This window comes from Pseudomonas sp. EA_5y_Pfl2_R50, assembly GCF_963970475.1.
Taxonomy (GTDB): domain Bacteria; phylum Pseudomonadota; class Gammaproteobacteria; order Pseudomonadales; family Pseudomonadaceae; genus Aquipseudomonas.
This window is the reverse complement of the sequence record NZ_CAXAPT010000001.1, coordinates 402,948-415,286: the sequence shown is the minus strand read 5'-3', so window position 1 is coordinate 415,286 and position 12,339 is coordinate 402,948. Positions and strand designations below refer to the sequence as shown.

Genomic DNA, 12,339 nt, shown 5'->3' with positions numbered 1-12,339 from the left:
TGGCCTTGCTTTTCATCCCTTTTTCAACGGTAGACGCCGGTCGTGGAAACACCTGTAGGACGAGTTGACGGGGGCGGTGGGAACGTTCGACTGATCTATGAAGAGGCTTCGCGGCAGCCGTGTCGGAACAATCCCGCAGCAGTGCTCAACGCCGAATGGCGATAGCGGCAGGGTGTCAGGCTAAGAAGAGGTTGAATGCGCCGACGCCTTCGCGAGCAGGCTCGCTCCCACTGTGGTCCAGGGTGGTTACAGACTTTGTGAACACCATCGAAACCTGTGGGAGCCGGGCTTGCCCGCAAAAACAAAAACGGCACCCGAAGGTGCCGTTTCTATTTGTAGCTAAAAGCGACGGAGCAATCAGCCCGCCAGACCCGCTTGCTGAACCAGTGTCAGCAATGGCTGCGGGTACACACCCAGGAAGAATGCGACCAGGGCGATGGCCAGCAGCATCACGCCGCCTGCCTTCTGTTCCCAGTGCAGCTGGGCGTCGTGGCGACGCAGGTTTGGCTCGATCAGGTACAGGGTGACCATCACGCGCAGGTAGTAGAAGACGCCGATGGCGCTGCCCAGAACCAGCGAACCGACCAGCCACCATTGGTGCGATTCAACACCGGCAGCGATGATGTAGAACTTGCCGATGAAGCCTGCGGTCAGCGGGATACCCGCCAGCGACAGCATCATCACGGTCAGCACGGCGGTCAGGTACGGACGGCGCCAGAACAGGCCGCGGTATTCGTACAGGGCATCCGCGTCACGACCGTTGTACGGCGAGGACATCAGGGTGATCACGCCGAAGGCGCCGAGGCTGGTGATCACGTAGGTGACCAGGTAAACGCCGATGGCTTCCACCGCCAGACCCTTGCTCGCCACCAGGGCGATCAGCAGGTAGCCGAAGTGCGCGATGGACGAGTAACCGAGCAGACGCTTGAGGTTGCTCTGGGTCAGGGCCAGCAGGTTACCGAACAGGATCGAGGCGATGGCGATGACGGTCAGTACGTCGCTCAGTACGCCACTGCTGGCAGCAGGGGAGATCTGGAACAGACGCACCATCACCGCAAACACCGCAACCTTCGAAGCCGTCGCGAGGAACGCGGCGACCGGTGCCGGAGCACCTTCGTAGACGTCCGGCGTCCACAGGTGGAACGGAACCAGCGACAGCTTGAACGCCAGACCGATCAGCATCATGCCCAGGCCCAGTTGTGCCAGCGAGCTAGGCAGGCCAGTCGCAGCCAGGGCCTGACCAATACCAACGAAGCTCAGCGAACCCGAGTCTGCGTACAGCAGCGCCATACCGAACAACAGGAACGCGGAACCGGCCGCCGACAGCACCATGTACTTGATGCCGGCTTCCAGCGAACGCTTGTTGAAGAAGGCGTAAGCCACCAGACCGTAAACCGGTACCGAGAGCAGTTCCAGACCAATGAACAAGCCGGCCAGGTGCTGCGCGCTGACCAGAACCAGACCACCGGCGGCGGCCATCAGGATCAGCAGGTAGAGTTCTTCACGGTTGCCCGGGTAACCCGAACCGCCATCGCCCAGATAAGCGTGGGCGAGGGTGACGCAGGCGAGGGTGGCGACCAGGATCAGCGCCATGTACAGGCAAGCGAAGGTGTCGATTTGCAGCAATGGGGTCACGGCCAGAGGCGCGACTTTCAGGGCTGGCAGGATCGACAGCAAGGCCAGGTTCAGACCGGCGACCGAGATCAGGAAGGTCTGCGAGTGGTTGCGGCGCCAGGCGATTGCCAGCATCACCACGATAATGGTGAGGCTGGTGATCAACAGTGGCGCAAGCGCAATAAAGTGTTGAATCGTGAATTCCATAGCGCTCTTACCGGGCCGAAGCGAGTTGAGTGAAGGCGGTGCCGAGCCACTGCTGTACGCCATGCATCGTGGCGGCAGACGTGTCGAGGAACGGTTGCGGGTAAACGCCGAGGTAAATCAGCAGCACCGCAAGGCCCAGCACCATGATCAGTTCGCGAGCGTCCATGCCGTGCAGCACCGCGTCCGATTTCGACGGGCCGAAGTAAGCACGGTGGATCATGATCAGCGAGTAGACCGAGCCGAACACCAGACCGGAAGTCGCAATCGCTGTGACCCATGGAGCGCTGGCGAAGGAACCGATCAGGATCAGGAACTCACCAACGAAGTTACCGGTACCCGGCAAGCCCAGGGACGCGGCTGCAAAGAACAGGCTGATGGCCGGCAGGTAAGCGATACGCGACCACAGACCGCCCATCTCACGCATGTCCCGAGTGTGCAGGCGCTCGTACAACTGACCGCTGAGGATAAACAGTGCTGCCGCCGACAGACCGTGCGCGAGCATCTGGATCACGGCACCCTGAAGTGCCAGTTGGCTGCCGGAGTAGATGCCGATCAACACGAAACCCATGTGGGAAACGGAAGAGAAGGCGATCAGACGCTTGATGTCGGTTTGTGCGAAAGCCAGGAACGCACCGTAGAAGATCCCGATCAGACCGAGGGTCATGGCAATCGGCGCGAACTCGGCCGAAGCGTTCGGGAACAACGGCAGGGCGAAACGCAGCAGACCGTAGGCAGCGGTTTTCAACAGGATACCGGCGAGATCGACGGAACCTGCAGTCGGCGCCTGGGCGTGGGCATCAGGCAACCAGGAGTGGAACGGTACGACTGGCAGCTTGACCGCAAAGGCGATGAAGAAGCCGAGCATCAGAATGTACTCGGTGGTCATCGACATCTTGGTTTTCAACAGGTCGGCGTAGTTGAAGGTAATCACGCCAGTGTTGTTGAAGTTGACCAGCACCAGACCGAGGATCGCCACCAGCATGATCAGGCCGGAAGCCTGAGTGAAGATGAAGAACTTGGTCGCTGCGTAGATCCGGGTTTTCTTGCCGTCCGAAGAACTGTGACCCCAGAGCGCGATGAGGAAGTACATCGGCACCAGCATCATTTCCCAGAAGAAGAAGAACATGAACAGGTCGAGGGCGAGGAACACGCCGACAACGCCGCCCAGAATCCACATCAGGTTCAGGTGGAAGAAGCCAACGTGACGTTGAATCTCTTTCCACGAGCAGAGTACCGAGAGAATACCCAGCAGACCGGTCAGCAGGATCATCAATAGCGACAGGCCGTCGAGGGCCAGGTGCACGTTGATGCCGAAGCGCTGGATCCAGACATGCTTGAACTCAAGCGCCCAGGTCGGATCGGCGCCAGGCGCCGGAGCAAATGAATAGTCACCGTGGGCCCACAGCCAGAGGCCGAGGGCGAGTTCCAGGGTCATGGTCAACAGCGCAATCCAGCGGGGCAGGGTAGCGCCGAAGCGCTCACCCATCCAGCACAGCAGGCCGCCGATGAAGGGGATCAGGATTAGCCAAGGCAGAATCATGACGGGCTCGTTTCCTTTCGCAAATTCGCAAGGTTCATATCAGACCGCTACCAGCACGATGGCGCCGATCACCAGCACGGCACCAGCGGCCATCGAAGCAGCGTACCAACGCAGTTGACCGGTCTCGGTGCGGCTCAGGGCGGTGTGACCACCCTTGGCCATACGCGGGATCAGACCGATGGTCTGGTCGAGCGGGTCTTTGCGCAGTACGTGGCTGATCGCAAGGTACGGCTTGACGAACAGTTTGTCGTAGATCCAGTCGAAGCCCCAGGCAGCGAACCACCAGGCCGAAAGGAAACGGCCGATGCCGCTGTTGGCGATGGCCGTGACGAAACGACGCTTGCCGAGGAACAGCAGCGCTGCCAGCAGGATACCGGCCAGGGCGATGGCGCCCGAGGCGATTTCCAGACTGTGCTTGGCTTCGCCACCGGCATGACCAACGCTTTGCGGCAGAACACCGTGCAGCGGAGGAACGATCATGGCGCCGACGAAGGTCGACAGCACGATCAGCACCGACAGTGGCAGCCAGTGAGCGATGCCGTGACCGGCGTGAGCTTCGGTCTTGGCTTCACCGTGGAAGGTGATGAAGATCAGGCGGAAGGTGTACAGCGACGTCATGAACGCGCCGACCAGACCCGCGTAGAGCAGACCGTGGTTGCCGCTGGCGAACGCTTCCCAGAGGATTTCGTCCTTGGAGTAGAAACCTGCGGTGACCAGTGGCAGGGCCGCCAGTGCCGCGCCGCCGACGATGAAGCTGGCGTAGGCCAGTGGCAGTTTTTTCCACAGACCGCCCATCTTGAAGATGTTCTGCTCGTGGTGGCAGGCAACGATCACCGCACCGGAAGCAAGGAACAGCAGGGCCTTGAAGAAGGCGTGGGTCATCAGGTGGAAAATCGCGCCATCCCAGGCGCCAACGCCCAGCGCCAGGAACATGTAGCCGATCTGGCTCATGGTCGAGTAAGCAAGGATACGTTTGATGTCGGTTTGTACCAGCGCGGCGAAACCGGCCAGTACCAGCGTCACACCACCCACGATGCCGACCAGGTGCAGGATGTCCGGCGCCAGGGTGAACAGACCGTGGGTACGGGCGATCAGGTAGACACCAGCGGTCACCATCGTTGCAGCGTGGATCAGTGCCGAAACCGGGGTCGGGCCAGCCATTGCATCCGCAAGCCAGGTTTGTAGCGGCAGTTGTGCCGATTTACCGACCGCACCACCCAGCAGCATCAGGGTCGCCAGAGTGATCCAGAAGTCGCCGACCTGGAATTTCTGCGGTGCCAGTACCAGCAGTTCCTGGATGTTCAGCGTGCCCACTTGCTGGAACAGGATGAACAGGCCGATGGCCATGAACACGTCGCCGATCCGGGTCACGATGAAGGCTTTGAGTGCGGCGTTACCGTTGTTGCGGTTGCTGTAGTAGAAACCGATCAACAGGTACGAGCACAGGCCCACGCCTTCCCAGCCGAAGTACAGGAACAACAGGTTATCGCCGAGCACCAGGAACAGCATGCTGGCGATAAACAGGTTCGTGTACGAGAAGAAGCGCGAGTAACCCGCTTCACCGCGCATGTACCAGGACGCGAACAGGTGGATCAGGAAGCCCACACCCACCACCACGCCGAGCATGGTGATCGACAGGCCGTCGACGTAGAGGGCGAAGTCTGGCTTGAAGCCTTCCACCGCCATCCACTGCCACAGCACCAGGGTGTAGTGACCGCCTTCAGGTGGCGCGACGTTGAATTGCCAGATGACGTAGGCGGCGACAATCGCCGACAAGCCAATGGAACCCACGCCGATCAGCGCAGAGAGGTTTTCCGACCAGCGTCCACGGGAGAACGACAGCAGCAGGAAACCGATCAGAGGGAATACGAAAGTCAGAAAGATCAGGTTCATCCGCGCATCTCACTGGCAGCGTCGATATCGAGCGTGTGGAAGCGGCGATACAGTTGCAGCAGGATCGCCAGACCGATACTGGCCTCGGCTGCTGCAAGGCTGATCACCAGGATGAACATGATCTGTCCATCCGGTTGCGCCCAGCGGGCGCCCGCCACGATGAAGGCCAGGGCAGAGGCGTTCATCATCACTTCCAGACTCATCAACACGAACAAAATGTTGCGGCGGACCATCAGGCCGACCAGACCAAGGCAGAACAGGATGCCGGCAACCGCCAGACCATGTTCGAGAGGGATAGCAGGCATGTCTTACTCCTTCGCCTCGTTACGGCCCAAATGGAACGCCGTGACGGCTGCAGCGAGCAGCAGCATCGAGGCGAGTTCGACCACCAGCAGGTACGGGCCGAACAGGCTGATGCCCACGGCTTTCGCGTCTACGGTGGTGTGGCCGATGGCCTGCCCGCTCTGGTGAGCGAACAGCACATACAGCAGTTCGGCCAGCAGCAGGGCGGCGAGAATCACCGGTCCTGCCCAGATGCCGGGCTTGAGCCAGGTGCGTTCTTGCTGAACCGAGGCAGGACCCAGGTTCAGCATCATCACCACGAACACGAACAGCACCATGATGGCGCCGGCGTAGGCGATCACTTCCAGCACGCCGGCGAACGGGGCGCCGAGTGCGAAGAAGGTCATGGCCACGGCGATCAACGAGATGATCAGGTAGAGCAGGGCGTGCACAGGGTTGGTGTTGGTGACCACACGAAGCGTGGACACCACCGCGATACCCGATGCGAAATAGAAAGCGAATTCCATCGTTCTTCCTTAAGGCAGCAAGCTCTTCACGTTGATCGGTTCGGCTTCGTTCTGCGCGGCGCCTTTCGGCTTGCCAGCAATTGCCATACCTGCAACACGATAGAAGTTGTAATCAGGGTTTTTGCCGGGGCCGGAGATCAACAGATCTTCTTTCTCGTACACCAGATCCTGACGTTTGAACTCGGCCATCTCGAAATCCGGTGTCAGCTGGATTGCGGTGGTCGGACAGGCTTCCTCGCAGAGACCGCAGAAAATGCAGCGCGAGAAGTTGATACGGAAGAAGTCCGGGTACCAGCGACCGTCTTCGGTTTCAGCTTTCTGCAGCGAGATGCAACCCACCGGGCAAGCCACGGCGCACAGGTTGCAGGCTACGCAACGTTCTTCGCCATCGGGGTCGCGGGTCAGGACGATACGGCCACGGTAGCGTGGCGGCAGGTAGACCGGCTCTTCCGGGTATTGCAGGGTGTCACGCTTGCGAAAGCCATGGCCGAAGACCATGACCAGGCTGCGCAACTGGGTACCAGTACCCTTAACGATGTCGCCAATATATTTGAACATGGGTCAAATCCTCACTGAACCGCGACTGCTGGCGTGTTCCACAACACGACTGCAGCGGTCACCAGCAAATTGATCAGGGTCAGTGGCAGGCAGAATTTCCAGCTGAAATCCATCACCTGGTCATAACGCGGACGCGGAATGGAAGCGCGCAGCAGAATGAACAGCATGATGAAGAACGCGGTCTTCAGTGCGAACCAGACGAATGCCAGTTGCGGCAGGATGCCGAACGGACCGTGCCAGCCACCGAAGAACAGGGTGACCAGCAGCGCCGAGATCAGGATGATGCCGATGTATTCACCGACGAAGAACATGCCCCATTTCATACCGGCGTATTCAATGTGGTAACCGTCGGCCAGTTCCTGTTCTGCTTCCGGCTGGTCGAACGGGTGACGGTGAGTCACGGCGACGCCAGCGATGAAGAAAGTACAGAAGCCGAAGAACTGCGGAATGATGAACCACAGGTTTTGCGCCTGGTACTCGACGATGTCGCGCATGTTGAACGAGCCGACCTGCACCACGATGCCCATCAGGGCCAGGCCCATGAACACTTCGTAGGACACGGTCTGCGCCGAAGCACGCAAGCTGCCGAGCAGGGCGAACTTGTTGTTACTCGACCAACCGGCGAACAACACCGCGTAGACCGACAGACCGGCCATGGCGAAGAAGAACAGCAGGCCGATGTTCAGATCCGCGACGCCCCAGGTCGGGGTAATCGGGATGATCGCAAAGGCGATCAGCAAAGCGGACATGGCCACCACCGGCGCCAGGGTGAAGATCACCTTGTCGGCAAACGGCGGGGTCCAGTCTTCCTTGAAGAACATCTTCAGCATGTCGGCGGCGATCTGGAACATGCCGAACGGGCCAACGCGGTTCGGACCGTAACGGTCCTGCCACCAGCCCAGCAGGCGGCGTTCGACAAAGCTGAGCAACGCGCCTGCCACCACAACGGCCAGCAGAATCACGATGGCTTTGACGACCGAGAGGATCACATCGATCACTTCAGGGGTGAACCAGGTCATTGCGCTGCCTCCTGCAGACCGTCGACGGATACGCCGGCGAATGCCGGTGGAATGCCGGCGATGCCCGCAGGCAATGCCACCAGACCGGCGCCCAGTTCTTCATTGATGCGCAGCGGCAGACGCAGGGTCTGACCGGCCACGTTCAGGCTCAGCAGGGCACCGTCGTTGACGCCCAAACGATCTGCTTCGGACTTGGCCAGAGCAACGTAGGCAGCCGGAATACGCTCTTGAACCGGAGCGGCTTTCGAAGAGTTTTCTTCGCTGCCGAACAGGTGGAAGAACGGCACGGCCTGCCAGGTGCCCGGCGCCGGATTGAACGCGCGTGGTGCAGCGGCGAACCAGTTCAGCGAGTCGCCAGTGCTTTCGATCAGGCGGGTGCCTGGGTCGCCGGCACGCAGGTGACCACCGACTTCGTCCTGGAACTTGTTCCACGCTTGTGGCGAGTTCCAGCCCGGCGACCAGGCAAACGGTACTTGCTGGCGCGGTTCGGCAGAGCCCGAGTAACCTTCCATGGAGAAGGCGAACGCGGTGTCTTTGTCTTGCGGGGTGCGCGGTTCGTGAACGCTGATGTCGGCGCGCATTGCGGTGCGACCGGAATAACGCAGCGGCTCACGCGCCAGTTTCAGACCCTTGATGCGGAACGCCGCCGAGGGTGCCGCGTCGACGATACGCGCCAGTTGCTCGGTGCTCGAAGCCACGGCAGCGGTGACGTGGTCGAGTTGCGTCCAGTCGATTGGCTGGTTCAGCAGGGTCGCGCGCAGGGCGTGCAGCCAGCGCCAGCCTTCGTGAACCAGAATGCTCGCATCCAGGTATTGCGGATCGAAAACCTGGAAGAAGCGCTGGGCGCGGCCTTCCTGGCTGACCAGCGTACCGTCGCCTTCAGCAAAACTCGCGGCTGGCAGAACCAGGTGCGCGCGGTCAGTGGTAGCGGTTTTCTGATGGTCGGCAACGATCACCACCTGCGCCGCGTTCAGCGCCGCATCGACTTTCTCTTTGGCGGTGCGGGTGTACAGATCGTTTTCCAGCACGACGATAGCGTCGGCCTTGCCATCGATCACGGCTTGCAGCGCCGCGTCGACCGATTCGCCACCGAGCATGGCCAGACCGAGGCTGTTGGCTTCCGGCACGATCAGGCTGATCGAGCCGTTCTTCTCGCGCAGCTTCAGGGCCTTGGCGATGTTCGCCGCCGCTTCGATCAGGGCTTTGGAACCCAGCGAAGTACCGGCGATGATCAGCGGACGTTTGGCCGCGAGCAGGGCGTCGGCGATGCGCTGGGCCAGTTCCAGTGCTTCAGCGTCCAGACCTTCAACGGCCGGAGCGCTGGCATCCAGAGCATGAGCAACGGCAAAACCGATGCGTGCCAGATCGTCCGGGGCTGCATGAACGCATTCTTCGGCGATGTCGTCGAGCCTGGTTTCAGCCAGGCTGGCGATGAACAGCGGGTTCAGCGCGTGCTGACCGATGTTCTTCACCGCTGCGTCGAGCCAAGGCTGAACGCGCATGGCTTCGGCCATGTCTTCAGCTTTGCCTTTGACCGATTGACGCAGTGCCAGCGCCATGCGGGCGGCGGTCTGGGTCAGGTCTTCACCGAGGACGAAGATAGCGTCGTGGTCTTCGATGTCGCGCATGTTCGGCACTGGCAGCGGGCTGTCTTTCAGCACTTGCAGAACCAGACGGATGCGCTCCAGTTCGGCGGCTTCGATGCCCGAATAGAAGTGCTCGGCGCCGACCAGCTCGCGCAACGCGTAGTTGCTTTCGAGGCTGGCGCGCGGCGAACCGATACCGACGATGTTGCGACCGCGCAGCAGATCAGCGGCTTTATCCAGCGCGGCGTCGAGGCCCAGCTTGGTGCCGTCGGCCAGCAGCGGTTGACGTGGACGGTCGGTGCGGTTGACGTAGCCATAACCGAAACGGCCACGGTCGCACAGGAAGTACTGGTTCACCGAACCGTTGAAGCGGTTTTCGATGCGACGCAGTTCGCCATAACGCTCGCCCGGGGAAATGTTGCAACCGCTCGAGCAGCCATGGCAGATGCTCGGCGAGAACTGCATGTCCCACTTGCGGTTGTAGCGCTCGGAGTGAGTCTTGTCGGTGAACACGCCGGTCGGGCAGACCTCGGTGAGGTTGCCGGAGAACTCGCTTTCGAGGGTGCCGTCTTCAACGCGACCGAAGTACACGTTGTCGTGGGCACCGAACACACCGAGGTCGGTGCCGCCAGCGTAGTCTTTATAGAAACGCACGCAGCGGTAGCAAGCGATGCAGCGGTTCATTTCGTGGGAAATGAACGGGCCCAGTTGCTGGTTCTGGTGAGTCCGTTTGGTGAAGCGATAACGGCGCTCGTTGTGGCCGGTCATCACTGTCATGTCTTGCAGGTGGCAGTGACCGCCTTCTTCGCACACAGGGCAGTCGTGCGGGTGGTTGGTCATCAGCCATTCGACAACACTGGCGCGGAACGCCTTGGATTCTTCATCGTCGATGGAGATCCAGGTGTTGTCAGTGGCCGGGGTCATGCAGGACATGACGATGCGACCACGGGTGTCGTTCTCGTCGGTGTACTGCTTGACCGCGCACTGGCGGCAGGCCCCGACGCTACCAAGCGCGGGGTGCCAGCAGAAATATGGAATGTCGAGGCCCAGCGACAGACATGCCTGTAACAGGTTGTCTGCCCCGTCGACTTCGAGCGCTTTGCCGTCTACGTGGATAGTGGCCATGGTTCAAAGGTCTTCGTTGGCCCGGTGTCAGCGGGCGTGGCTAATGGAATCTTGTTATCCGTCCGAATCCAGTCAGCCCCGAAAGGCGTCATCGGACGAAAGGCGAAGGGCACGGACCCTTCGCCTTTTTAAGCGTTTACGCGCCGATTACGATCGGCCTTGCCAGAGGCGGGACGGCGGCGCTTGCAGGCGCGATACCGGCTTCGAACTCTGGACGGAAGTATTTGATGGCACTGCCCAGCGGCTCAACGGCACCCGGTGCGTGAGCACAGAAGGTCTTGCCCGGGCCTAGGAAACCGACCAGACCGAGCAGGGTCTCGATGTCGCCTGGCTGGCCGCGGCCTTGTTCGATGGCCATCAGAAGCTTGACGCTCCATGGCAAGCCATCGCGGCACGGGGTGCAGAAACCGCACGACTCGCGAGCGAAGAACTGCTCCATATTGCGCAGCAAGGAGACCATGTTGACGCTGTCGTCCACCGCCATGGCCAGGCCGGTACCCATCCGGGTGCCCACTTTGGCGATGCCGCCGGCGTACATTTGTGCGTCGAGGTGTTCCGGCAGGAGGAAACCGGTACCGGCGCCCCCTGGCTGCCAGGCCTTGAGCTTGAAGCCGTCGCGCATGCCGCCGGCGTAGTCTTCGAACAGCTCGCGACCGGTGACGCCGAATGGCAGTTCCCACAAACCCGGGTTCTTCACCTTGCCGGAGAAGCCCATGAGCTTGGTGCCCATGTCTTCGCTGCCTTCGCGGGCCAACGATTTGTACCAGTCAACGCCGTCGGCAATGATCGCCGGCACGTTGCACAGGGTTTCGACGTTGTTCACGCAGGTCGGCTTGCCCCATACGCCCACGGCGGCAGGGAAGGGCGGCTTGGAGCGCGGGTTGGCGCGGCGGCCTTCGAGGGAGTTGATCAGTGCGGTTTCTTCACCGCAGATGTAACGCCCGGCGCCGGTGTGGACGAACAGCTCGAAATCGAAGCCGCTGCCCAGAATGTTTTTACCCAGCAGGCCCGCAGCCTTGGCTTCTTCCACGGCACGATTCAAGTGCTTGGCGGCGGTGGTGTATTCGCCACGCAGGAAGATGTAGCCACGGTAGGTTTTCAGCGCGCGGGCACTGATCAGCATGCCTTCGATCAGCAGATGGGGCAGCTGCTCCATCAGCATGCGGTCTTTCCAGGTGTTCGGCTCCATTTCATCCGCGTTGCACAGCAGGTAGCGGATGTTGATGGATTCGTCCTTGGGCATCAGGCCCCACTTCACGCCCGTGGGGAAGCCTGCACCGCCGCGACCTTTGAGGCCGGCGTCTTTCACGGTCTGGACGATGGCGTCCTGATCCATGTCGGCGAAGGCTTTGCGTGCAGCGGCGTAACCGTTCTTGGCCTGGTACTCGTCGAGCCACACGGCTTCGCCGTCATCGCGCAGACGCCAGGTCAGCGGGTGAGTCTCGGCCGAACGCTGGATGCGGTTGGCAGGACCGAAAGATGTCAGGGTCATACGTAGCCCTCGAGCAGTTTGGCGACGCCAGCAGGCTGTACGTCGCCAAAGGTGTCGTCGTCGATCATCAGCGCCGGCGCCTTGTCGCAGTTGCCGAGGCAGCAGACCGGCAGCAGGGTGAAACGACCGTCGGCGGTGGTCTGACCCAGGCCGATGCCCAGATTGTTCTGGATTTCGCTGACCACCGATTCGTGGCCACCGATGTAGCAGACCATGCTGTCGCAGACGCGAATGATGTGACGGCCAACCGGCTGACGGAAAATCTGGCTATAGAACGTCGCCACACCTTCGACGTCGCTGGCCGGAATGCCGAGCATCTCGCCGATTGCGTACAAGGCGCCATCCGGCACCCAGCCGCGTTCTTTCTGAACGATCTTGAGGGCTTCGATCGACGCCGCGCGCGGGTCTTCGTAGTGATGCAGCTCGTGCTCGATGGCCGAGCGCTCGGTTTCACTGAGAGTGAAACGGTCTGTCTGGATAAGCGTGCTGTTCATGC

The 12,339-nt window shown here is 61.0% G+C and carries 10 protein-coding genes; all 10 read right to left on the bottom strand.

Annotated features, from left to right (window positions below):
• Window positions 1–357: 357 nt before the first annotated feature.
• The 10 genes from nuoN to nuoE all read right to left on the bottom strand — a co-directional run bounded on the left by nuoN (window position 358) and on the right by nuoE (window position 12,337).
• Window positions 358–1,821, bottom strand: a complete 1,464-nt coding sequence (gene nuoN / locus AACY19_RS01855) for an NADH-quinone oxidoreductase subunit NuoN (protein WP_339447371.1) — start codon at window positions 1,819–1,821, stop codon at window positions 358–360.
• 7 nt (window positions 1,822–1,828) lie between these two features.
• Window positions 1,829–3,361, bottom strand: a complete 1,533-nt coding sequence (gene nuoM / locus AACY19_RS01850; protein WP_203418622.1) for an NADH-quinone oxidoreductase subunit M — start codon at window positions 3,359–3,361, stop codon at window positions 1,829–1,831.
• A 39-nt stretch (window positions 3,362–3,400) separates the two neighbouring features.
• A complete protein-coding gene (gene nuoL, locus AACY19_RS01845) occupies window positions 3,401–5,254 on the bottom strand; it encodes an NADH-quinone oxidoreductase subunit L (protein WP_339447367.1) in 1,854 nt (617 codons plus the stop codon).
• The gene (gene nuoK / locus AACY19_RS01840) at window positions 5,251–5,559 is read right to left on the bottom strand and encodes an NADH-quinone oxidoreductase subunit NuoK (RefSeq protein WP_003180046.1); all 309 of its coding nucleotides are present in this window, start codon (window positions 5,557–5,559) and stop codon (window positions 5,251–5,253) included. Before nuoK ends, nuoL begins: the two co-directional genes overlap by 4 nt.
• Before the next feature lie 3 nt (window positions 5,560–5,562).
• The gene (gene nuoJ / locus AACY19_RS01835; protein WP_007951462.1) at window positions 5,563–6,063 is read right to left on the bottom strand and encodes an NADH-quinone oxidoreductase subunit J; all 501 of its coding nucleotides are present in this window, start codon (window positions 6,061–6,063) and stop codon (window positions 5,563–5,565) included.
• A gap of 9 nt (window positions 6,064–6,072) precedes the next feature.
• A complete protein-coding gene (nuoI, locus tag AACY19_RS01830) occupies window positions 6,073–6,621 on the bottom strand; it encodes an NADH-quinone oxidoreductase subunit NuoI (RefSeq protein ID WP_075120557.1) in 549 nt (182 codons plus the stop codon).
• Window positions 6,622–6,632: 11 nt separating this feature from the next.
• Window positions 6,633–7,640, bottom strand: a complete 1,008-nt coding sequence (gene nuoH / locus AACY19_RS01825) for an NADH-quinone oxidoreductase subunit NuoH (RefSeq protein WP_007920179.1) — start codon at window positions 7,638–7,640, stop codon at window positions 6,633–6,635.
• Complete coding sequence (gene nuoG / locus AACY19_RS01820; RefSeq protein WP_339447363.1) at window positions 7,637–10,351, bottom strand: NADH-quinone oxidoreductase subunit NuoG; 2,715 nt, start codon at window positions 10,349–10,351, stop codon at window positions 7,637–7,639. The genes nuoH and nuoG overlap by 4 nt, the downstream gene beginning before the upstream one ends.
• A 136-nt stretch (window positions 10,352–10,487) precedes the next feature.
• Window positions 10,488–11,843 (bottom strand): NADH-quinone oxidoreductase subunit NuoF, encoded by a 1,356-nt coding sequence (gene nuoF / locus AACY19_RS01815; protein ID WP_339447361.1) that lies wholly within the window; start codon window positions 11,841–11,843, stop codon window positions 10,488–10,490.
• Window positions 11,840–12,337: an NADH-quinone oxidoreductase subunit NuoE gene (gene nuoE, locus AACY19_RS01810; RefSeq protein WP_122590307.1), complete on the bottom strand. Its 498-nt coding sequence runs from the start codon at window positions 12,335–12,337 to the stop codon at window positions 11,840–11,842. The genes nuoF and nuoE overlap by 4 nt, the downstream gene beginning before the upstream one ends.
• Window positions 12,338–12,339 lie beyond the last annotated feature (2 nt).

What these genes read in the sequence shown, in the direction of transcription:
- nuoN (WP_339447371.1), bottom strand. Translation starts at nt 1,821, where the DNA reads ATGGAATTCACGATTCAACACTTTATTGCGCTTGCGCCACTGTTGATC.
- nuoM (WP_203418622.1), bottom strand. Translation starts at nt 3,361, where the DNA reads ATGATTCTGCCTTGGCTAATCCTGATCCCCTTCATCGGCGGCCTGCTG.
- nuoL (WP_339447367.1), bottom strand. Translation starts at nt 5,254, where the DNA reads ATGAACCTGATCTTTCTGACTTTCGTATTCCCTCTGATCGGTTTCCTG.
- nuoK (WP_003180046.1), bottom strand. Translation starts at nt 5,559, where the DNA reads ATGCCTGCTATCCCTCTCGAACATGGTCTGGCGGTTGCCGGCATCCTG.
- nuoJ (WP_007951462.1), bottom strand. Translation starts at nt 6,063, where the DNA reads ATGGAATTCGCTTTCTATTTCGCATCGGGTATCGCGGTGGTGTCCACG.
- nuoI (WP_075120557.1), bottom strand. Translation starts at nt 6,621, where the DNA reads ATGTTCAAATATATTGGCGACATCGTTAAGGGTACTGGTACCCAGTTG.
- nuoH (WP_007920179.1), bottom strand. Translation starts at nt 7,640, where the DNA reads ATGACCTGGTTCACCCCTGAAGTGATCGATGTGATCCTCTCGGTCGTC.
- nuoG (WP_339447363.1), bottom strand. Translation starts at nt 10,351, where the DNA reads ATGGCCACTATCCACGTAGACGGCAAAGCGCTCGAAGTCGACGGGGCA.
- nuoF (WP_339447361.1), bottom strand. Translation starts at nt 11,843, where the DNA reads ATGACCCTGACATCTTTCGGTCCTGCCAACCGCATCCAGCGTTCGGCC.
- nuoE (WP_122590307.1), bottom strand. Translation starts at nt 12,337, where the DNA reads ATGAACAGCACGCTTATCCAGACAGACCGTTTCACTCTCAGTGAAACC.